Raw genomic sequence first — 20,074 nt, forward strand, 5'->3', positions numbered from 1 at the left:
TCCCATAAGTTTAGAATTTCAGGCCACCCTCACGAGCGCCGTCTGCCAGGGCCTTAACCCTGCCGTGATAGATATAACCGCTGCGGTCGAAAACTACTGTTTCGATCTTCAGTTCCTTAGCCTTGGCAGCAATGTCCTTACCGACTTTAGCTGCGGTCTCGCAGGTGAGCTTAAGAGCTTCACCATCTTTAGCGAGCGCTTTGGAAGATGATGCGGTCACGGTTTTGCCAATCAGATCATCTACGAGCTGAGCGTAGATGTGCTTATTTGAACGGAATACAACAAGACGCGGACGAGCTGCAGTACCGCTGATTTTTTTGCGGATGCGAATCTTTTTACGCTGTCTTGCCTGTTCTTTAGTCATTTTCATGGCTATACCCTACTATTTACCGGACTTACCGGCTTTACGTCTGATCTGTTCATCAATGTACTTGATGCCTTTGCCTTTGTAAGGCTCCGGCGGACGTACACGACGAATCTGAGCGGCGACTTCGCCAACCAGCTGTTTGTCAACACCGCTCAGAGTGAGCTTGGTGGTTCCTTCAGCGGTTGCTTCGATACCGGCAGGCATTTCAAAGTTGACGGGGTGAGAAAAGCCGACGTTCAGAACGACGTTTTTACCCTGTACGTTAACTTTGTAACCAACACCTACAACTTCCAAGGTCTTGGAGAAACCTTTGGTTACTCCTTCGACGCAGTTGGCAAGCAGGGAACGGTGCAGGCCGTGCTGAGCACGTTCCTGACGGGAATCGCCAGACCTCTTCACCTCGACCTTGCCATCAGCAACTTCGTAGCTCACAGCAGGGTGTACCGGGGTGGTGGTGGTGCCTTTGGGGCCCTTAACGGAAACCACTTCAGCACCAACAGTTACTTCCACTCCGGAAGGTATATCAATAGGTTTTTTTCCAATTCTGGACATAATAAAACCTCTCTACCAGATTTCGCACAAGAGTTCGCCGCCGACGTTAAGCTCTTTCGCTTTAACGCCGTCAACTACGCCCTTTGAAGTGGAAAGTATGCAAATCCCAAGTCCGTTGAGGACTGAGGGAATATCTTCAACGCCTACAAACACGCGACGACCGGGTGTGCTGATTTTCTTCATGCCGCTAATCAGGGCTTTTCCATCAACATACTTCAGGGTGACGTTAATCTCATTTTCTTCAGCAGTGAAGTCAGAGATATAACCTTCATCCTTGAGAATCCCGGCGATAGCTGTTTTGATTTTGGACCCGGGAATGGACACGGTCTTATGGTAAGCACCGTGAGCATTACGAATGCGGGTCAGCATATCGGCGATAGGATCGACAACAGGCATTTTAAACTCCTTATATTACCAGCTGGCTTTACGCACGCCGGGAAGTTCACCCGCAAGGGCCTTTTCCCTGAAGCAGATACGGCAGATGCCGTATTTGCGCAGGAATGCACGAGGACGACCGCAGATGGGACATCTGTTATATTCGCGCACTTTGAACTTAGGCTTACGTTTCGCCTTAACTTTTAAAGCTGTCCTGGCCAAAACGATATCCTCCTATTTCTTGAAGGGCATACCAAGAAGCTCGAGGAGCATCTTGCCTTCTTTATCAGTTTTAGCGGAGGTGACGATAGTCACGTTCATCCCTTTAGTTACCTCGATCTGATCGAGCTGAATCTCAGGAAAGATAGTCAGTTCCTTGATTCCGAGGGTGAAGTTGCCGCGTCCATCGAAGCCTTTGTCAGGAATACCGCGAAAGTCGCGTACACGAGGAAGTGCAAAGCTAATGAGCTTGTCCAAGAAGTCCCACATGAGATCTCTGCGAAGAGTTACACGGGAACCTACAGGCATTCCTTCGCGCAGCTTAAAAGCTGCAATTGACTTTTTCGCTCTGGTGACTACTGCGCGCTGACCGGCAATAGCGGTCAGTTCTTCAACAGCACCGTCGATGAGCTTAGCGTTCTGGCTTGCTTCACCGAGTCCGATGTTAAGAGAGATTGCCTTGATACCGGGAATCTCCATCGAGCTCTTGTACCCGAACTCTTTATTAAGAGCCGGGGCGACCTTGTCCGTATATATTTTTTCGAGACGTGTCATCGCAAAACCCTAGTCGATGATTTCGTTACATTTTTTACAAAAACGGATGTTCTTTCCGTCTTCGGTCTCACGTACACCAACGCGGGTTGCTTTTGTGCAAGCGGGGCACACAACCTGAATGTTGGAGATGTGAACAGGGGCTTCTTTCTCAACGATTCCGCCGGGCTGGTTAGCATAAGGGTTCGGCTTGGTGTGCCTGGAAACCATATTAACCTGCTCTACAAGGACAGTGTCCTTCTTGCGGTTGATCTTGAGGACCTTACCGATCTTCCCCTTATCCTTGCCGGCGATGACCATAACTTTGTCATCAACATGTATCTTGTTCATGCCGTTTACCTTCTTGTGATAAGGATTACAGAACCTCAGGTGCCAGAGAAACGATCTTCATGAAGCCTGCGCCTCTGAGTTCTCTAGCTACGGGACCGAAAATACGAGTCCCTACCGGGTCCATGGAGTTGTTCAGAAGAACGGCAGAGTTATTGTCGAACTTGATGTAAGAACCGTCAGGACGACCAATTTCTTTCTTGGTACGAACAACGACAGCTTTCATCACAGCGCCCTTCTTCACTTTGGAATGGGGCATCGCTTCCTTAACGGAAACCACAATAATGTCTCCGACACTGGCGTAGCGTCTCTTGGAACCACCAAGTACCTTGATGCAAGATACTTTTTTGGCACCAGAGTTATCTGCTACGTCAAGTTTAGATTCTACCTGAATCATAGCTAATACCCCTAAACTGCTTTTTCCAGAATTTTATCGAGATGCCACCTTTTGCGCCGGCTAAGGGGGCGGAATTCAACAATCTGTACCTTATCGCCGATACCGCACTCGTTGGACGGATCATGTGCCATGAATTTGGTGTGGCGACGGATGTATTTTTTATACAGGGAATGCTTAACGAGGGTCTCGCAACGCACAACAATAGTCTTGTCAGCTTTGTCAGAGACAACCACGCCGGTCAGCACGCGCCTGTTTCCTTTCAGATTAAGATCTGCCATGGCTTATGCTCCCAGTTCCTTTTCGCGCTGCACGGTGAGGATCTTTGCGATGTCTTTTTTAACATCGGACAGTCTCTGGGTGTTTTCCAGCTGAGCAGTAGCATGCTGGAAACGAAGGTTGAAAAGCTCCTGACGAGCTTCAGCAAGCTTCTCACTCAGAGCAGCGTTATCGAGTTCACGAAGTTCTTTGGCTTTCATTTTACAATCCCTCCTTAACTACGATGGTAGTTTTAACAGGAAGCTTGTGTGATGCACGGACCAGAGCTTCTCTGGCCAGTTCAATGTCAACGCCCTTCACTTCGTACAGGATGCGACCGGGCTTAACCGGAGCAACCCAACCGACCGGGGAACCTTTACCTTTACCCTGTCTGACTTCAGCAGGCTTAGCAGTGATGGGCATGTCGGGGAAAACCCTGATCCATACCTGACCGCCACGCTTGATGTGACGCATGATAGCGACACGAGCTGCTTCAATCTGGTTGTTGCTCAATTTTCCGTGTTCCAGAGTCTTGATTGCGATATCGCCGAATGCGATAGTGGAACCGCGCTGAGCTTTACCTTTCAGGCGACCTTTCTGACGCTTACGGAATTTAACTTTCTTAGGTGATAGCATTACTGTTCCACCTCGTGGTCGAGAATTTCACCTTTGAAGATCCAGACCTTGATGCCGATAACACCGTAAGTGGTGTTAGCACGTGCTACACCGTAGTCGATATCAGCTCTGAGAGTCTGAAGGGGCACACGGCCATCGCGGTACCATTCAGTACGTGCGATTTCAGCACCGGCAAGACGACCGGCACAAGCCACTTTGATACCCTCTGCGCCGAACTTGCGAGCAAGGCCCACAATGCGCTTCATAGCGCGGCGGAAAGCCACACGGCGCTCAAGCTGCTGAGCAATGTTCTCAGCAACGAGCTGCGCGTCGGTTTCGGGACGGCGGATTTCGCTAACTTCAAGAGCGAATTCTTTATTGAATTTTCTACGAAGATCTTCACGAAGTTTTTCGATCTCAACACCTTTACGGCCGATAATGATACCGGGACGTGCAGTGTGGATGATCAGACGGATTTTGCCGCCTGCACGCTCGATCTCAATTTTGGAGACGCCTGCGTGGAAGATCTTCTCTTTTACATATTTACGAATGCTGTCGTCTTCGTAGACGAAAGCGGGATAGTCCTTACTGGAGAACCATCTGGAAAGCCAGTTCTTGGTGTATCCAAGTCTGAAACCGTATGGATGTACTTTCTGACCCATGACACTACCCTACATTTCTTTTACTACGACGGTTATATGGCTGGTGCGCTTGCGAATGCGATACGCACGACCCATAGCCCTGGGCTGAATTCTCTTCCAGGTAGGACCTTCGTCAACTTTGACGATGTCTACGCAGAGAGAGTCAACATCCACTCCGGGAATCTGCTCGGCGTTAGCCACTGCAGAGTAAAGCACTTTACTGAGCATTTCAGCACCCTTTTTGGGGGTGAACTTCAGGATGTTGAGGGCTTCCTCAACCGGCTTTCCCTTGATGTTTTCCGCTACCAAGCGCACTTTCCTAGGAGAAATGCGCATATATTTTGCAATAGCTCTTGCTTCCATTGCTCAACACCTTCTAGCGTTTGGCCTTGCTTTTCTTATCTGCAGCATGACCGTAGTAGGTACGGGTGGGGGAAAATTCGCCCAGCTTGTGTCCTACCATGTTTTCGGTCACGAATACAGGAATAAACTTACGGCCATTATGTACTGCGAAGGTCAAACCTACCATTTCAGGAATGATAGTGGAGCGACGGGACCAGGTCTGGATAACCTTGCGGTCACCTGATTCCTGAGCTTTTACGACCTTTTTAAGCAGATGATCGTCAATAAACGGGCCTTTTTTCAGTGATCTTGGCATTACAGTCTCCTACCTCTGCCCGCGGCGTTTAACGATGAGCTTGGAAGAAGGTTTCTTCTTACTGCGGGTCTTGTATCCCTTAGCAGGCATACCCCAAGGAGAAACGGGGTGTCTACCACCGGAACTACGACCTTCACCACCACCAAGGGGGTGATCGATCGGGTTCATGGCAACACCACGAACTTTAGGTCTGCGACCAAGCCAGCGATTACGACCGGCTTTACCGAGGGTAATATTTTCGTGGTGGATGTTACCAACCTGACCTACGGTTGCGCAGCAAGTAGCGAGCACCTTGCGGACTTCACCGGAAGGCATGCGCAGAAGAGCATATTTGCCTTCTTTCGCAATGAGCTGTGCGTAGGTACCGGCAGCGCGGCAGAACTGGCCACCTTTGCCGGGATACAATTCGATATTGTGCACGATAGTACCAACAGGAATATTCTTCAGAAGGAGAGCGTTACCGGGTTTGATGTCGGCTTTCTCACCAGCGAGAATCTTGTCACCCTTGTTCAGTCCAACAGGACAAAGGATGTAGCGCTTTTCACCGTCTGCATAGTTAAGCAGAGCGATACGTGCGGATCTGTTGGGATCATATTCGATTGAAGCAACAGTTGCGGGTACTTCTACTTTGTTACGTTTGAAGTCGATGATACGGTAAAGACGTTTAACGCCACCGCCACGACGACGGGAAGTAACCCGGCCGTTATTGTTTCTACCGGCCTTCTTGGTCAGACCCTTGGTAAGGGACTTTTCCGGAGTAGACTTGGTAATCTCCTCAAAGGTGGAGATAGTCTGGAACCGGCGACCGGCAGAGGTCGGCTTCAGTTTACGAGTAGCCATCTCTTAAACTCCTTCGAAGAATTCGATTTTTTCGCCTTCAGAAAGCTTAACGTAAGCTTTCTTGTAGCCGGACAATTTACCGACAACACGGCCGAACTTTCTGCGAAGACCGGGTCTTTTACGTACGATACGTACGGAATCAACCTTGACGTCAAAAGCGGATTCAACAGCTTTTTTGACTTCAGTCTTGTTGGCAGAAGGCAGCACGTAGAAGGCAACCTGATTGGCTGCTTCCTTAATGTCAGTAGCCTTTTCCGATATTACCGGTTTGATAAGAATCTGAGTATAGTCCATGACTATTTTAACCTCTCCTGCAGATCCTGTGCTGCGTTCTCAAGCATTACCAGCTGACGAGCTTTCAGAATGTCATAAACATTCAGCTGATCGGCAGTGATAACCTTAATGCCGGGGATGTTCCTCGCAGAAAGGAGGAGTTTGTTATCTGCGTCCTTAACAACGACCAAGGCTTTTTCGAGACCGAGAGCTTCAGCTACTTCTACGAAGAGCTTAGTCTTGATTTCGGGCAGGTCGATGTTCTTCACAACCATCATCTTTTCTTCGCTGAATCTGGAAGTGAGAGCCATCCTAAGAGCAAGACGGCGGACCTTTTTATTAACCTTGAAGGAATAGTCGCGGGGCTGGGGACCGAAGGTCACTCCACCGCCACGCCACAGGGGTGAACGTGTGGAGCCTGAGCGAGCACGACCGGTGCCTTTCTGGCGCCAAGGCTTAGCACCACCGCCGCGTTTCATACCACGAGTCTTAGTGGCATGAGTACCCTGGCGTTTGGCTGCAAGCTGGGAACGTACTACGAGATGCAGGATTTCAGGCTTGACCGGAACTTCGAAAACTTCCGGAGCAAGATCCATGCTCCCGACTTCCTTTTTAGTTTGATCATATATAGTAATGGTAGCCATTTTTTAATTCCTCTAGCTGGTCTTGCGGATCATAACGAGACCGTTCTTAGGACCGGGAACCTGTCCCTTAACCACGAGAACGTTTTCGTCTGCACGAACGTCTACGATTTCAATGTTGGAAACAGTAACGCGCTCGTTACCCATCTGACCGGGCATTTTTTTGCCTTTGAATACTTTGCCAGGGAAAGTAGCGTGGCCGATGGAACCAGGAGAACGGTGTACCTTTTCAGCACCGTGGGATGCACGGGAACCAGCAAAGTTCCAGCGCTTCATTACACCCTGAAAACCTTTACCCTTGGAGGTGCCGGTAACTTTTACCTTTTCACCTGCGGCAAAGATGTCCACGGAGATTTCCTGGCCCAGTTCGTAGTCAGCTACAGACTCAAGGGGAAACTCACGAAGGTGACGGAAGTAGCCTTTACCGGCTTTTTCCTGATGACCTTTCGCGGGCTTATTAACCTTGCGCTCAGGAAGAGCGTCGTAGCCGATCTGGATGGCGTTGTAGCCTTCCTTCTCTTCAGTCTTAACCTGCATAACAGGACAAGGACCTACTTCGAGAACAGTGACGGGCACAACAGAACCATCGTCAGCGAAGACGCGGGTCATGCCCAGTTTTTTACCGAGTAAACCGATAGTTTTTGCCATGTTGAAGCCCTCCCTTACAGCTTGATTTCGACGTCAACACCAGCGGGCAGGCTGAGCTTGCCGAGTGCGTCAACGGTCTGCTGGGTGGGTTCAAGAATGTCAAGCAGACGCTTGTGGATTCTCATCTCAAACTGCTCACGAGACTTTTTGTCTACGTGCACAGAACGCTGAATGGTAGTACGGCTGATCTGTGTGGGCAGCGGGATGGGTCCTGCGATAGCAGCACCAGTATTGCGGGCAGTATCCACAATCTCGGTAACTGCTTTATCAAGGATACGATAGTCGTATGCCTTGAGCTTGATCCTAATACGATCACTAGTCATAGAAACCATGTTAATTTCTCCTAAATGAATTCAGAGACGGCCTTTTACTTGCAACGGTAAGAAGGATCGTGAGGTGAGTCCTTCCTGGCCTGGTATGGTCGTCCAGTCAGCATGCCGGACCTTATACCCTATCTCTGTGGTTTCACGGGGCGGTTCCCGTAAAAAATAAGAACCTCCCGAACTCTACGGGTCCGGGAGGTATAGTGCTTTTTCAGCGATGCTGTCAAGCGAAAATCAGGTAAAATTAAAATTAAATTAATTTTTATTGATCAGCTCTTCAGCAATAGAGTTCGGCACAGGCTCATAGTGGTCGAACTGCATGGTGAAAGTAGCACGTCCCTGGGTCTTGGAACGGAGGTCGGTTGCGTAACCGAACATTTCGCTCAAGGGAACGTCACACTTGATAACCTGCGCGTTAGCGCGGGAATCCATGCTTCCGATGCGACCACGGCGACCGTTGAGGTCACCCATAACGTCGCCGAGGTACTCTTCAGGAGTAACAACTTCAACAGACATGATGGGCTCGAGCAGCTGAGGTGCAGCTTTCTTAACCGCTTCTTTCAGTGCCATAGAACCTGCGATGTAGAATGCCTGCTCGGAGGAGTCAACATCGTGGTAGGAACCGAAGGTCAGGGTTGCCTTGATGTCTACGAGCGGGAAGCCGGCGATAACACCGTTCTTCATTGCATCGTGGATACCACGGTCAACTGCGGGAATGTATTCTTTCGGAATTACGCCGCCTTTAATTTCGTCGACGAATTCGTATTCGCTTTCAGTGTTGGGCTCGATGGTAACAACAACGTGACCATACTGACCACGCCCACCGGACTGCTTTGCGTACTTGTGATCAACATCAACCTTTTTGGTGATGGTTTCACGGTATGCAACGCGGGGAGCACCAACGTTTGCGTTAACGTTGAATTCGCGCAGAAGGCGGTCAACGATAACTTCAAGGTGAAGTTCGCCCATACCTGCAATAAGGGTCTGACCGGTTTCCTCGTCACCTTTAACGCGGAAAGAAGGGTCTTCCTTAGCAAGCTTGGCAAGACCCTGGCTGAGCAGATCGCGGTCAGCTTTGGTCTTGGGCTCGATTGCGACTTCGATAACCGGTTCGGGGATATCGAGAGATTCGAGAACAACGGCGTTCTTCTGTTCGCACAGAGTGTCACCAGTAGCCATGTTCTTAAGACCAACGGCTGCAACGATGTCACCTGCGTATGCTTCTTTGATTTCCTCACGCTTGTTAGCGTGCATCTTCAACAGACGACCGATACGCTCTTTTTTACCGGTTGCGCCGTTGATGAAAGTAGCACCGGATTCGATTTTACCGGAGTACAGGCGCAGGAAGGTAAGGTGACCGACGAAGGGGTCAGTCATGAGCTTGAAGGACAGAGCTGCAAGAGGAAGATCGTCGTCACAAGGACACTCAATCTGCTTGTCAGTGTTGGGATCAACACCAATGATAGCAGCGATATCCATGGGAGAAGGCAGATAATCAACAACAGCGTCAAGCAGGGGCTGAACACCTTTGTTCTTGAATGCGGTACCGCAGAGAACAGGGCAGATGGTCAGGTTGATGGTAGCTGCACGGATACCCTTGATAATTTCTTCAGGTGAAAGTTCTTCACCACCGAGGTACTTATCGAGGAGTTCTTCATCTTCTTCTGCAATAGCTTCGATCATTTCGAGGCGCATGGCTTCGTACTGGTCCATCAGATCGGCAGGAATATCTTCAATAGAATAGTCCTTGCCCATATCGTCGGTGTAGATAAAAGCCTTACCGGTGATAAGGTCTACTGCACCCTGATATTCATCTTCAGCTCCGATGGGGATCTGAAGAGGTACAGCTTTAGCACCGAGACGGTCCTTGAGCATTTCTACACAGCGGAAGAAGTCTGCTCCGATACGGTCCATCTTGTTAACGAAAGCCATACGGGGAACTTTATATCTGTCAGCCTGACGCCAAACGGTTTCAGACTGAGGCTCAACACCGGCTACTGCGTCAAAAACGGCTACTGCGCCGTCAAGTACACGCAGTGCACGTTCAACTTCCATAGTGAAGTCAACGTGACCGGGGGTATCAATAATGTTGATGCGGTGATCTTTCCACATACAGGTGGTAGCAGCACTGGTAATGGTAATGCCACGCTCCTGTTCCTGGACCATCCAGTCCATGGTGGCTTCGCCATCATGAACTTCACCGATTTTATGAGAAACACCAGTATAGAAAAGAATGCGCTCAGTAGTGGTAGTCTTACCCGCATCAATGTGGGCCATGATACCAATGTTACGCTGTTTATCTCTAGCAACCTTTCTAGCCACTTTGTACTCCGATTACCAACGGTAGTGAGCAAAAGCCTTGTTGGCTTCGGCCATACGATGGGTGTCTTCCTTTTTCTTCACTGCTCCGCCACGCTTGTTGTAAGCATCGAGGAACTCACCGCTAAGACGTGCAACCATGCCCTTTTCACCTCTGGAGCGAGCGAAGTTGATCAGCCATCTGATAGCCAGGGAAACCTGACGATCGGGACGAACTTCAACGGGCACCTGATAAGTAGCACCACCAACACGGCGGGACTTTACTTCCACGTGAGGCTTAACGTTTTCCACAGCCTTTTCGAAAGCCTTGATAGGATCTTCCTGGGTTTTGTCGCCGAGGAATTCAAGAGCTTGATAGAATATATTTTCAGACACACTCTTCTTACCATCGTACATGAGTCTGTTCATGAACTTAGTAGCGAGCTGAGAACCGTATACCGGATCGGGAAGAATTTGTCTTTTGGGTACCGGACCTTTACGAGGCATATTGGTATACTCCTTGGAATTTAATGCTATTTAGGACGCTTTGCGCCGTACTTGGAACGACCCTGACGACGATCTGCAACACCAGCGGTGTCGAGGGAGCCGCGAACGATGTGGTAACGAACACCAGGTAAGTCTTTTACACGACCACCACGGATAAGTACCACAGAGTGTTCCTGAAGGTTATGACCTTCACCACCGATGTATGCAGTAACTTCGATGGCATTAGTCAGACGCACACGAGCGACCTTACGCAGTGCGGAGTTAGGCTTCTTAGGGGTGGTGGTGTACACGCGAGTGCACACGCCACGGCGCTGGGGGCAGGCCTGAAGCGCAGGAGTTTTCTTACGCTTGAGCTGCTTTTCACGCCCTTTTCTTATAAGCTGATTGATGGTTGGCATGAACCCTCCAAATTAAGTTTAATTACAAAGACCGACGCAGTTAGACTAATATTTCACAATTTGTCAAGACAAATTGTGAAATATTTGCTCCGTTGTCACATGAGTCAGGCTGCAACCACCTGCTCTGCGGACCGGTACTGCGTACTGGCGCCGGCACTATCTTTCGTTAACGAGCAGCGGTTCTTCTTCCAGTTCCTCAAGGAACTTATCTGCACGCTCGGGCTGATCAGGAACGATAATATCCGTACGTGCATACTTACGGAAACCGGTACCTGCAGGAATAAGTCGACCGACGATAACGTTTTCTTTCAGGCCGCGCAGATAGTCCTTCTTGCCGCAGAGAGAAGACTCGGTAAGAACCTTGGTAGTCTCCTGAAATGAAGCCGCGGAAATGAAGGAAGCGGTAGAAAGTGAAGCCTGAGTAATACCGAGAACATGTGTCTGTGCGGTAGCAGGCTTGAGTCCGTTAGCGACAGCTTCCTGGTTGGTTTCCATGAAGCGCTGCTTGTCCACCTGTTCGCCCACAAGAAAATGGGTCTCACCGGGATCAACGATGCTGACCTTCTTGAGCATCTGGCGGACAATAACTTCGATGTGCTTATCGTTAATTCCAACACCCTGGAAACGGTAAACATCCTGAATTTCCTCAACAAGAAAACGTGCGAGATATTTCTCACCCTTAACTTTGAGGATATCGTGCAGTTCAGGCAGACCTTCTGTCATCAGGTCACCGGCTTCTACGAAGTCGCCTTCCTGTGCAGTAATATGGCGGCCCTTGGGCACGAGGTATTCTTTGATTTCACCAATTTCAGGGGTAACAACAATTTTACGCTTGCCTTTGGATTCAGGTCCATAGGAGACCACACCATCAATCTCCGAAATGATTCCAAGTTCCTTTGGTTTACGCACTTCAAACAGCTCCGCAACTCGAGGAAGACCACCAACGATGTCCTTCGTCTTTGAAGTTTCGCGAAGCTTACGAGCGATAATCTCACCAGCATTGACGAGGTTACCGTCTTTAACCATCAAGATCGCTCCAACCGGCAGCGGGTAAACCGCTTTCAGGGTGGATCCGGGGCGGGTCAGGGGTTCACCGTCTTCGCCGCAGATGGAAATTGAAGGTTTAAAGTTTGTGGTACGGTATTCCTGGATTGTGTAGGTAGCCTGTCCTGTGGCTTCGTCAACACGTTCCTGGAAAGTTTTACCTTCAACGAGGTCGGAAAACTTAACAGTACCGGTTACTTCTGTGATGAAAGGTTCTGCAAGCGGATCCCACTCGGCCAGCATGGTTCCTTGTGTGATCTGCTGCCCTTCTTCAACAAAAAGTTTAGCACCAAGAGGCAGAACGTATTTTTCACGTTCTCTGCCCTGCTCGTCCACGATACCAATCTGGCAACTCTTACCAAGGACCATTTCATGGCCATCGGCACTGCGGACAGAACGCATACGGTTCAGAACAACGGAACCGTTATGCTGTGCTTCAAAAGAAGACTGCTGAATTTCACGGGATGCGGTACCACCGATGTGGAAGGTACGCATTGTCAGCTGTGTTCCCGGTTCACCGATGGACTGCGCAGCGATGATACCTACAGTTTCACCTACGTTTACAACGTGGCCTCTTGCAAGGTCACGACCGTAACACATAGCGCAGATACCGTGCTTTGCACGACAGGTCAACGGAGAACGAACAGTCATGGAGTTGATACCGTTTTCATCAATAAGCTTGGCTGCTGCTTCATCGATAAGGGAATCGGCAGGAACAAGAATCTCACCGGTATCTTCCTTAATTACATCGTGAATGGTTACGCGGCCGAGAACTTTTTCGGACAGTCTTTCCTTGATTTCTCCACCCTTGATGTAGTGGGTCAACTCAAGGCCGTCGACTGTGCGGCAGTCATGTTCGGCAATGGTAACATCCTGAACAACGTCAACAAGACGACGGGTCAGGTAACCGGAGTTCGCTGTTTTCAGCGCGGTATCCGCGAGACCTTTACGAGCACCGTGAGTAGAAATAAAGTACTGCAGAACAGAGAGACCTTCACGGAAGGATGAAGTAATCGGAGTTTCGATAATTTCACCGGAAGGTTTCGCCATCAGACCACGCATACCTGCGAGCTGACGCATCTGGTCCTGGTTACCACGAGCACCGGAGTGAGCCATCATAAAGACCGGGTTGAAAGAGGAGTTTGTTTCCTGCTTACCAGTCTTCGGATCGACCATGATGTCGGTAGACATTTCATTGGTCATTTCGGCTGATACGTCGTTGGTTACCTTGGTCCAAACGTCGACAACCTTGTTGTACTTTTCAGTACGGGTGATGATACCTTCGCGGTACTGTGCTTCAATGTCTTCAACTTCTGCGTACGCAGTATCGAGCAGTCCGGCCTTGGCAGCAGGAATGGTCAGATCCTTAACACCGATGGTCACAGCAGCGCGTGTTGCATGCTCGTAACCGAGGTCTTTAAGGCGATCACAAAGAATAACGGTAGCCTTGCTGCCTGCAGAGCGGTACGCGCTGGATACAAGCTTGGCAATGTTCTTCTTGGTCATAACCACGTTTGCGAATTCAAAGCCCATACCTTCGGGAAGTAATTCACCTACGAGGATACGTCCGGGAGTAGTTTCCACCAGTTCGCCTTCAATACGAACCTTGATGCGGGCATGCATGCTGACCACTTCAGCGTCAAGAGCAGCAATAACTTCCCACGGAGCGGTGAAGACCATACCTTCCCCTTTAGAGAAAGAACGCTCAACGGTCAGATAGTAGAGACCGAGAACGATATCCTGAGAGGGGTTGATGATGGGCTGTCCGTTCGCAGGGGACAGGATATTGTTTGAAGACATCATCAGAACACGACACTCAATCTGTGCTTCAACAGAAAGAGGTACGTGAACAGCCATCTGGTCACCGTCAAAGTCAGCGTTGTATGCAGAACATACAAGCGGATGCAGCTGGATAGCCTTACCTTCAACCAAAGAAGGTTCAAAGGACTGGATACCGAGACGGTGAAGAGTTGGTGCACGGTTGAGCATGATGGGGTATTCGCGAACAACGTCGTCAAGGATATCCCATACAACGAGGTCTTCACGTTCAACCATCTTTTTAGCGCTTTTGATGGTAGTTGCTATTTCCCTGCGCTCAAGTTCTGCATAGATAAAAGGCTTGAACAACTCCAAAGCCATCTTCTTGGGAAGACCGCACTGGTGCAGTTTCAGCTTGGGACCCACAACAATTACGGAACGTCCGGAGTAGTCAACACGTTTACCAAGCAGGTTCTGACGGAAACGACCCTGTTTACCCTTAATCATATCGGAAAGGGATTTCAGGGGACGGCCGTTTGTACCGGTGATTGCACGACCGCGGCGACCGTTGTCGAACAATGCGTCAACGGATTCCTGCAGCATGCGCTTTTCGTTGCGGATAATGATGTCAGGAGCGCCGAGTTCAATGAGGCGCTTCAGACGGTTGTTCCTGTTGATGACGCGACGGTAGAGATCGTTGAGATCGGAAGTTGCGAAACGTCCGCCATCAAGGGGAACCAGAGGACGCAGCTCGGGCGGAATTACAGGAATAACATCCATGATCATCCACTGGCAGTCGTTACCGGATTCAAGGAAAGCTTCAACGATCTTAAGACGCTTAGTCAGCTTTTTCTTTTTGGTCTGGCTGCGGGTGGTCAGGGACTCTTCACGTAATTCGTGCTTGAGTGCGGGCATATCGATCTGGGCCAGCAGACTTTTGATGGTCTCAGCACCCATACCCACTTCAACGGCTTCTTCGCCATAGTGGTCGATTACCTGAAAATACTGATCTTCAGAGATGATCTGGTATTGCTTGAGCGGGGTTTCACCCGGATCAAGAACGATATATGAATCAAAGTACAGAACCTTCTCAAGATCGGCCATGGTAATATCAAGCAGTGTACCGATCTTGGAAGGAAGGGTTTTCAAAAACCAGATATGAGCAACAGGAGCAGCAAGCTCGATGTGGCCCATGCGTTCACGTCTGACTTTGGATGCGATAACTTCAACACCGCATTTCTCACATACGATGCCGCGGTGCTTCATGCGCTTATACTTACCGCAGTTACACTCGTAGTCTTTTACGGGTCCGAAAATTTTAGCGCAGAAAAGACCATCTCTTTCCGGCTTGAAAGTCCTGTAGTTGATGGTCTCGGGCTTCTTAACTTCACCGAAAGACCATTCGCGGATCTTTTCGGGAGAAGCAATGGAAATCTGAATACCTTTGAGGCCGCGTCCTGCGAGGCCTGCACCGGATGTTCTACGCATAGTGAACAGTTCGTCCAGACTCATTAATATACCCCTTACATGAAAAGGTTTATTTCATCGCGGGGGCCTCTTGGGCCCCCGCGTTCATTATTTCTTGTCGGCAGTCTCTTCGACTTCATCCTGAAGAAGGTTAACATCAAGGCCGAGGGACATAAGTTCCTTGACCAGAACGTTAAATGATTCAGGCAGGCCGGCTTCAAGGAAGTTATCTCCCTTGACAATCTTTTCGTACATCTTGACACGACCGGTAACGTCATCAGACTTGACGGTCAGGAATTCCTGAAGCAGGTAGGCTGCGCCGTATGCTTCAAGAGCCCAAACTTCCATCTCACCGAGACGCTGACCACCGAACTGAGCCTTACCGCCGAGAGGCTGCTGGGTAACCAGCGAGTAAGGGCCGGTGGAACGGGCGTGAATCTTTTCATCAACAAGGTGGTGCAGCTTGAGGATGTACATGACACCGACGGTTACACGGTTGTGGAAAGGATCACCGGTACGTCCGTCGTAAAGGGTAACTTTACCGTCATCCCCGATTCCGGTCTTGCCGACCAGATCCCAGATTTCTTCTTCAGTAGCACCGTCGAAGACAGGAGTCTTGGTGACAATACCCTCACGGGCTTTATTGACTGCCAGTCTGAATTCTTCATCATCCAGTGAATCAATCAGCTCGTAAACATCTTCTGACTCGAAGGTGTCTTTAATTTCCTGGCGGATAACGCCGAGAGCTTCACCGTTGTCGAGCATAGCCGCGAACTTCTGTCCAAGAGCAAGGGCTGCCCAACCGAGGTGGGTTTCCATAATCTGACCGATGTTCATACGTGAAGGAACACCAAGCGGGTTCAGTACGATGTCCATGGGAGTTCCGTTGGCGAAGAACGGCATATCCTGTTCAGGCAGAATGTTGGAAACAACACCCTTGTTACCGTGGCGACCGGCCATTTTGTCACCTACGCTGAGCTTACGCTTAACAGCGATGTAGACTTTGACCATCTTGATTACGCCCGGAGGCAGATCATCACCTTCGGTAACTTTTTCGCGTTTAACATCGTAGATGCCTTTGATAATGCGAATCTGTTTGTCATATTCAGCGAGCAGCTGTTTTACTGCTTCGTTGGTTTCTTTATCTGCAAAGAGTCCGCCCAGTTTCTTAAGGGGTACTTCTGCGAGGATTTCATCAGTAATGATGTGTCCAGCCTCAGCAAGTACTTCACCCTTCTTGCGACCCATAAGGGTCTGGGAGATCTGCTTGTTAGTGACCACTTCCGCGATCTTGACGCGGGTTTTGTTGGTCAGTGATTCGATGTGCTTGCTTTCTTTCATATCGTGTTTGGCAAGCTCGAAATCCTCAATATTGCGGGTACGATCGTCTTTTTCACCGGAACGGCGGTTAAAGACTTTAACGTCAACGATGGTACCTTCGATTCCCGGCGGAACCTTAAGGGAAGTGTTTTTCACATCACGGGCTTTATCACCAAAGATTGCACGAAGCAGTTTCTCTTCGGGAGTAAGCTGGGTTTCACCCTTAGGAGTGATCTTACCGACGAGGATATCGTCGGGAGCGATGCGAGCACCAAGACGAATAATACCGCATTCGTCAAGGTTGCGAAGCATGTCTTCACTCACGTTGGGAATATCACGGGTGACTTCTTCGGGTCCAAGCTTGGTGTCACGGGCAACGAGCTCAAATTCCTCAATGTGTACTGAGGTGAACACGTCTTCTTTAACAACACGCTCGGAAATGAGGATGGAGTCCTCAAAGTTATATCCGCACCAGGGCATAAACGCTACGAGAAGGTTTTTACCAAGAGCGAGTTCACCATCTTTGATACCGGGACCGTCAGCAAGGACATCACCTTTCTTGACAGGAGTTCCGATAGGCAGACGGGGACGCTGGCCGTAGCAGGAGTTCTGGTTGGACTTGTGCCACTTCTGGAGCTCATAATGCTTTACGCCACCGGTATCAGGGTAGACACCGTCATCGTAACGAACAACGAGACGCTCAGCATCAACGTAGTCGATAACACCGTCGTTCTCTGCAAGAACACAACTACCTGAATCCTGTGCAACGTTGGCTTCCATACCGGTACCAACCAGAGGCTGGGAGGTTTTCAGCAAAGGCACAGCCTGGCGCTGCATGTTAGAACCCATGAGCGCACGGTTAGCATCGTCATGCTCCAAGAACGGAATCAGCGCAGCAGAAACAGAAACGGTCTGGCTGGGGCTGATATCCATGAGAGTTGCATCTTCACGGGGATGCATGGAGACGTCACCGTTAAGACGACAGGTTACCAGCGGGTTGGTAAACCTACCCTCTTTGTCAATAGGCGCGTTAGCCTGAGCGACCACATGCCCTACTTCGCGCGTGGCATCGTAATATAAAATCTCATCGGTCATCGCGGAATCTTTAATTGTCCGGTAAGGACTTTCAATGAAACCGAAATCATTGACCTTAGAGTAAGTTGTCAAAGAAACAATAAGACCGATGTTCGGACCTTCAGGAGTTTCAATGGGACAAATACGTCCATAGTGAGAAACGTGAACGTCACGAACTTCGAAGCCTGCACGCTCACGGGTCAGACCGCCGGGTCCCAGCGCGGAAAGTCTGCGCTTATGGGTAACTTCGGAAAGCGGGTTGGTCTGGTCCATGAACTGTGAAAGCTGAGAAGTACCGAAGAATTCCTTGAGTACTGCAGCAACCGGTTTGGGGTTGATCAAGTCATGCGGCATGAGAGTCGCCACTTCCTGGAGGCTCATGCGCTCCTTGATGGCTCTTTCCATGCGAACAAGACCGATGCGGTACTGGTTTTCAACCAGCTCACCAACCGGACGGACACGTCTGTTACCGAGGTTATCGATATCATCAGCGGGACCGTGGCTATCCTTGAGTTTGCAGAGAACCTTAACCGCAGTGAGGATGTCCTCGTTGGTCAGGGTGCGCAGTTCAAGGGGAGTCTCAATATTAAGACGCGCATTCAGCTTGTAACGACCAACGCTGGAGAGATCATAGTAATCAGAGCTGCGGAACAGGTTTTCAAAGAAATTGGCAGCAATCTCAGCAGTAGGCGGAGAACTGGGGCGCAGTCTGCGATAGATTTCAATCTGAGCGGACTCAACATCAGTGGTCTTGTCCAGCATCATGGAATCGCGCAGTGCGGAAGAAACGTCAGCACCCTGAGTATGCAGTACTTTGACTTCCTTCAAACCCACTTCCTGAATGCGTTCAAAGATTTCTTCAGTAATCTCGTCAGCTGATTCAGCAATAACTTCACCGGTATCTGGATCAGTGATATCATTGAAAGCGAACTGACCCACGAGAGACTTGGGATCTACTTCAATATATTCCAAACCGCCACGGACCAGTTTTTTCCAGCCAAACTTGGTTACAGGCTTATCGCGCTGAACAATAACTTTGCCATCTTCAAGGCAGAGGTCAACCCAGGCGTTTTCCTTGCGGTACTGATTTTCTACGACCTTACGGCGCACAATGTGGCGGTCGATCTGATACTCTTCCACTTCATAATAGTAGTCGAGAATATCCTGCTTTGAGAGGCCCATGGCCTTAAGCAGAACAGTAGCGGGCATTTTACGGCGACGGTCGATACGCACATAGAGGATATCTTTGTGGTCGAAATCGAAATCCAGCCAAGAACCGCGCATGGGGATAATGCGGCAACTGTAAAGAACCTTGCGGCTGGTATGTGTCTTGCCGGAATCATGTTCGAAAATGATACCCGGGGAACGCTGGAGCTGGTTAACGATAACGCGTTCAGTACCATTTATAATGAAAGTACCCTGATCGCTCATGAGCGGCACGGTTCCGAAGTAGATATCCTGCTCTTTAATGTCGCGGATAGTCCTGCTTTCAGTCTCTTCATCAACATCAAAAACTACGAGACGTACCTTGATACGGATAGGAGCTTCATAAGTAAGCCCCTTGGAGATACACTCATCCATATCGTATTTAGGCTCGCCAATGTCGTAGCTGACATATTCGAGGCTGGCAGTTTTATTGAAATCCTCAATCGGAAAAACCGAACGAAAAACCCCTTCGAGACCGACGTCCGCCCGACTTGCGGGTGCTACGCCTTCCTGAAGGAATTTTTTGAAGGAATCCACCTGCAGTTCGAGCAGGTGGGGAATCGGCAGAGTAACTTTGATCTTTCCAAATATTTTTCTGAGCTGACCCATCGTATCCTCAATCAAGTGAGAAGGTTAGGGTTGGAATGAAGCAATTTGACGAACATCAACCAATAAATAGTCAGTTACAAGTCAAAAAGTGCAAGATAAACGTAGGCGGCAGAACAACATGCCTGAAAAGAAATTTTATAGGGTTTATTTTGATCGCGCTAAAAGATCCGGCTGCGCCTTTTCCGAATCCTATCAAAATAATTGATCAGGCAATTTTGTCAATCTTTTTAACAGCGAGAAGAGCGCAACCCCTTTTTGCAGGGGTTTGCGCTCCTCTTGCATTAGCGATAAATTCGCTGGAATTACTTCATTTCGGCTTCAGCACCGGCTTCTTCAAGCTGCTTGAGAGCTTCTTCTGCTTCTGCTTTTTCTACGCCTTCTTTGATAGCTGCGGGAGCTTCGTCAACTTTAGCCTTAGCTTCTTTGAGGCCAAGACCGGTCAGAGCGCGAACAACTTTGATAACTGCAATCTTGTTGCCGCCAGCGGACTTCAGGATTACGTCAAATTCAGTCTGCTCTTCGCCACCAGCTGCTTCGCCGCCAGCTGCAGGCATAGCTGCTACTGCTGCTACGGGAGCTGCAGCGGAAACGCCGAATTTTTCTTCCAGTTCTTTGATGAACTCAGAGAGTTCGAGAACAGTCATGTTGGAAATAAAATCAACTACCTGATCTTTGGTGATATCTGCCATGGAAATTTCCTCCTGGGAATA

24 protein-coding genes are annotated in these 20,074 nt (G+C 49.5%); all 24 read right to left on the bottom strand.

Features of this window, described 5'->3' with window-relative positions; all coding sequences use genetic code 11:
• Positions 1–10: 10 nt before the first annotated feature.
• Positions 11–370 carry a 50S ribosomal protein L18 gene (gene rplR / locus ACKU40_RS09615; RefSeq protein ID WP_015851082.1) on the bottom strand — a complete coding sequence of 120 codons (360 nt, stop codon included), beginning with the start codon at positions 368–370 and terminating at the stop codon, positions 11–13.
• Between the two features lie 12 nt (positions 371–382).
• Positions 383–919 (bottom strand): 50S ribosomal protein L6, encoded by a 537-nt coding sequence (gene rplF, locus ACKU40_RS09620; RefSeq protein ID WP_320176297.1) that lies wholly within the window; start codon positions 917–919, stop codon positions 383–385.
• 12 nt (positions 920–931) lie between these two features.
• On the bottom strand, positions 932–1,315 hold the full coding sequence (rpsH, locus tag ACKU40_RS09625) for a 30S ribosomal protein S8 (protein WP_320176298.1): 384 nt from the start codon (positions 1,313–1,315) through the stop codon (positions 932–934).
• 15 nt (positions 1,316–1,330) lie between these two features.
• Positions 1,331–1,516 carry a type Z 30S ribosomal protein S14 gene (locus ACKU40_RS09630; protein WP_015337847.1) on the bottom strand — a complete coding sequence of 62 codons (186 nt, stop codon included), beginning with the start codon at positions 1,514–1,516 and terminating at the stop codon, positions 1,331–1,333.
• Positions 1,517–1,528: 12 nt separating this feature from the next.
• The gene (gene rplE, locus ACKU40_RS09635; RefSeq protein ID WP_320176299.1) at positions 1,529–2,068 is read right to left on the bottom strand and encodes a 50S ribosomal protein L5; all 540 of its coding nucleotides are present in this window, start codon (positions 2,066–2,068) and stop codon (positions 1,529–1,531) included.
• A gap of 9 nt (positions 2,069–2,077) precedes the next feature.
• Entirely contained in the window at positions 2,078–2,395 is a 318-nt protein-coding gene (gene rplX / locus ACKU40_RS09640; protein WP_015851078.1) for a 50S ribosomal protein L24, read from the bottom strand.
• 25 nt (positions 2,396–2,420) lie between these two features.
• Positions 2,421–2,789 (bottom strand): 50S ribosomal protein L14, encoded by a 369-nt coding sequence (gene rplN, locus ACKU40_RS09645; RefSeq protein WP_015851077.1) that lies wholly within the window; start codon positions 2,787–2,789, stop codon positions 2,421–2,423.
• Positions 2,790–2,800: 11 nt separating this feature from the next.
• Positions 2,801–3,067, bottom strand: a complete 267-nt coding sequence (gene rpsQ, locus ACKU40_RS09650; RefSeq protein WP_320176300.1) for a 30S ribosomal protein S17 — start codon at positions 3,065–3,067, stop codon at positions 2,801–2,803.
• A gap of 3 nt (positions 3,068–3,070) precedes the next feature.
• On the bottom strand, positions 3,071–3,265 hold the full coding sequence (gene rpmC, locus ACKU40_RS09655; RefSeq protein ID WP_320176301.1) for a 50S ribosomal protein L29: 195 nt from the start codon (positions 3,263–3,265) through the stop codon (positions 3,071–3,073).
• 1 nt (position 3,266) lies between these two features.
• Complete coding sequence (gene rplP, locus ACKU40_RS09660; RefSeq protein ID WP_320176302.1) at positions 3,267–3,680, bottom strand: 50S ribosomal protein L16; 414 nt, start codon at positions 3,678–3,680, stop codon at positions 3,267–3,269.
• Positions 3,680–4,321 (bottom strand): 30S ribosomal protein S3, encoded by a 642-nt coding sequence (rpsC, locus tag ACKU40_RS09665; protein WP_015851073.1) that lies wholly within the window; start codon positions 4,319–4,321, stop codon positions 3,680–3,682. Before rpsC ends, rplP begins: the two co-directional genes overlap by 1 nt.
• Positions 4,322–4,330: 9 nt before the next feature.
• Complete coding sequence (gene rplV / locus ACKU40_RS09670) at positions 4,331–4,663, bottom strand: 50S ribosomal protein L22 (protein ID WP_015851072.1); 333 nt, start codon at positions 4,661–4,663, stop codon at positions 4,331–4,333.
• A gap of 13 nt (positions 4,664–4,676) precedes the next feature.
• Positions 4,677–4,958, bottom strand: a complete 282-nt coding sequence (gene rpsS, locus ACKU40_RS09675) for a 30S ribosomal protein S19 (RefSeq protein WP_015851071.1) — start codon at positions 4,956–4,958, stop codon at positions 4,677–4,679.
• Positions 4,959–4,967: 9 nt separating this feature from the next.
• A complete protein-coding gene (gene rplB / locus ACKU40_RS09680) occupies positions 4,968–5,798 on the bottom strand; it encodes a 50S ribosomal protein L2 (protein WP_320176303.1) in 831 nt (276 codons plus the stop codon).
• A 3-nt stretch (positions 5,799–5,801) separates the two neighbouring features.
• Complete coding sequence (gene rplW, locus ACKU40_RS09685; RefSeq protein WP_015851069.1) at positions 5,802–6,092, bottom strand: 50S ribosomal protein L23; 291 nt, start codon at positions 6,090–6,092, stop codon at positions 5,802–5,804.
• Positions 6,093–6,094: 2 nt separating this feature from the next.
• Positions 6,095–6,715, bottom strand: coding sequence for a 50S ribosomal protein L4 (rplD, locus tag ACKU40_RS09690; RefSeq protein WP_320176304.1), 621 nt, complete (start codon positions 6,713–6,715; stop codon positions 6,095–6,097).
• Positions 6,716–6,727: 12 nt separating this feature from the next.
• Entirely contained in the window at positions 6,728–7,360 is a 633-nt protein-coding gene (gene rplC / locus ACKU40_RS09695; protein WP_015851067.1) for a 50S ribosomal protein L3, read from the bottom strand.
• A gap of 14 nt (positions 7,361–7,374) precedes the next feature.
• Positions 7,375–7,692, bottom strand: coding sequence for a 30S ribosomal protein S10 (rpsJ, locus tag ACKU40_RS09700; RefSeq protein ID WP_015851066.1), 318 nt, complete (start codon positions 7,690–7,692; stop codon positions 7,375–7,377).
• Positions 7,693–7,938: 246 nt separating this feature from the next.
• On the bottom strand, positions 7,939–10,005 hold the full coding sequence (gene fusA / locus ACKU40_RS09705; RefSeq protein WP_320176305.1) for an elongation factor G: 2,067 nt from the start codon (positions 10,003–10,005) through the stop codon (positions 7,939–7,941).
• A gap of 12 nt (positions 10,006–10,017) precedes the next feature.
• Complete coding sequence (rpsG, locus tag ACKU40_RS09710) at positions 10,018–10,488, bottom strand: 30S ribosomal protein S7 (protein ID WP_015851064.1); 471 nt, start codon at positions 10,486–10,488, stop codon at positions 10,018–10,020.
• Between the two features lie 26 nt (positions 10,489–10,514).
• A complete protein-coding gene (gene rpsL, locus ACKU40_RS09715) occupies positions 10,515–10,886 on the bottom strand; it encodes a 30S ribosomal protein S12 (RefSeq protein ID WP_015851063.1) in 372 nt (123 codons plus the stop codon).
• Positions 10,887–11,042: 156 nt separating this feature from the next.
• Positions 11,043–15,176: a DNA-directed RNA polymerase subunit beta' gene (rpoC, locus tag ACKU40_RS09720; RefSeq protein WP_407944334.1), complete on the bottom strand. Its 4,134-nt coding sequence runs from the start codon at positions 15,174–15,176 to the stop codon at positions 11,043–11,045.
• Between the two features lie 87 nt (positions 15,177–15,263).
• A complete protein-coding gene (gene rpoB, locus ACKU40_RS09725; protein WP_320176307.1) occupies positions 15,264–19,364 on the bottom strand; it encodes a DNA-directed RNA polymerase subunit beta in 4,101 nt (1,366 codons plus the stop codon).
• 302 nt (positions 19,365–19,666) lie between these two features.
• Complete coding sequence (gene rplL / locus ACKU40_RS09730; protein ID WP_320176308.1) at positions 19,667–20,053, bottom strand: 50S ribosomal protein L7/L12; 387 nt, start codon at positions 20,051–20,053, stop codon at positions 19,667–19,669.
• Positions 20,054–20,074: the final 21 nt, after the last annotated feature.

It is taken from the genome of Maridesulfovibrio sp., assembly GCF_963666665.1.
Lineage (GTDB): Bacteria > Desulfobacterota > Desulfovibrionia > Desulfovibrionales > Desulfovibrionaceae > Maridesulfovibrio.

Coding starts and splice junctions, on each gene's coding strand:
- rplR (WP_015851082.1), bottom strand. CDS start 370: ATGAAAATGACTAAAGAACAGGCAAGACAGCGTAAAAAGATTCGCATC.
- rplF (WP_320176297.1), bottom strand. CDS start 919: ATGTCCAGAATTGGAAAAAAACCTATTGATATACCTTCCGGAGTGGAA.
- rpsH (WP_320176298.1), bottom strand. CDS start 1,315: ATGCCTGTTGTCGATCCTATCGCCGATATGCTGACCCGCATTCGTAAT.
- rplE (WP_320176299.1), bottom strand. CDS start 2,068: ATGACACGTCTCGAAAAAATATATACGGACAAGGTCGCCCCGGCTCTT.
- rplX (WP_015851078.1), bottom strand. CDS start 2,395: ATGAACAAGATACATGTTGATGACAAAGTTATGGTCATCGCCGGCAAG.
- rplN (WP_015851077.1), bottom strand. CDS start 2,789: ATGATTCAGGTAGAATCTAAACTTGACGTAGCAGATAACTCTGGTGCC.
- rpsQ (WP_320176300.1), bottom strand. CDS start 3,067: ATGGCAGATCTTAATCTGAAAGGAAACAGGCGCGTGCTGACCGGCGTG.
- rpmC (WP_320176301.1), bottom strand. CDS start 3,265: ATGAAAGCCAAAGAACTTCGTGAACTCGATAACGCTGCTCTGAGTGAG.
- rplP (WP_320176302.1), bottom strand. CDS start 3,680: ATGCTATCACCTAAGAAAGTTAAATTCCGTAAGCGTCAGAAAGGTCGC.
- rpsC (WP_015851073.1), bottom strand. CDS start 4,321: ATGGGTCAGAAAGTACATCCATACGGTTTCAGACTTGGATACACCAAG.
- rplV (WP_015851072.1), bottom strand. CDS start 4,663: ATGGAAGCAAGAGCTATTGCAAAATATATGCGCATTTCTCCTAGGAAA.
- rpsS (WP_015851071.1), bottom strand. CDS start 4,958: ATGCCAAGATCACTGAAAAAAGGCCCGTTTATTGACGATCATCTGCTT.
- rplB (WP_320176303.1), bottom strand. CDS start 5,798: ATGGCTACTCGTAAACTGAAGCCGACCTCTGCCGGTCGCCGGTTCCAG.
- rplW (WP_015851069.1), bottom strand. CDS start 6,092: ATGGACTATACTCAGATTCTTATCAAACCGGTAATATCGGAAAAGGCT.
- rplD (WP_320176304.1), bottom strand. CDS start 6,715: ATGGCTACCATTACTATATATGATCAAACTAAAAAGGAAGTCGGGAGC.
- rplC (WP_015851067.1), bottom strand. CDS start 7,360: ATGGCAAAAACTATCGGTTTACTCGGTAAAAAACTGGGCATGACCCGC.
- rpsJ (WP_015851066.1), bottom strand. CDS start 7,692: ATGGTTTCTATGACTAGTGATCGTATTAGGATCAAGCTCAAGGCATAC.
- rpsG (WP_015851064.1), bottom strand. CDS start 10,488: ATGCCTCGTAAAGGTCCGGTACCCAAAAGACAAATTCTTCCCGATCCG.
- rpsL (WP_015851063.1), bottom strand. CDS start 10,886: ATGCCAACCATCAATCAGCTTATAAGAAAAGGGCGTGAAAAGCAGCTC.
- rpoC (WP_407944334.1), bottom strand. CDS start 15,176: ATGCGTAGAACATCCGGTGCAGGCCTCGCAGGACGCGGCCTCAAAGGT.
- rpoB (WP_320176307.1), bottom strand. CDS start 19,364: ATGGGTCAGCTCAGAAAAATATTTGGAAAGATCAAAGTTACTCTGCCG.
- rplL (WP_320176308.1), bottom strand. CDS start 20,053: ATGGCAGATATCACCAAAGATCAGGTAGTTGATTTTATTTCCAACATG.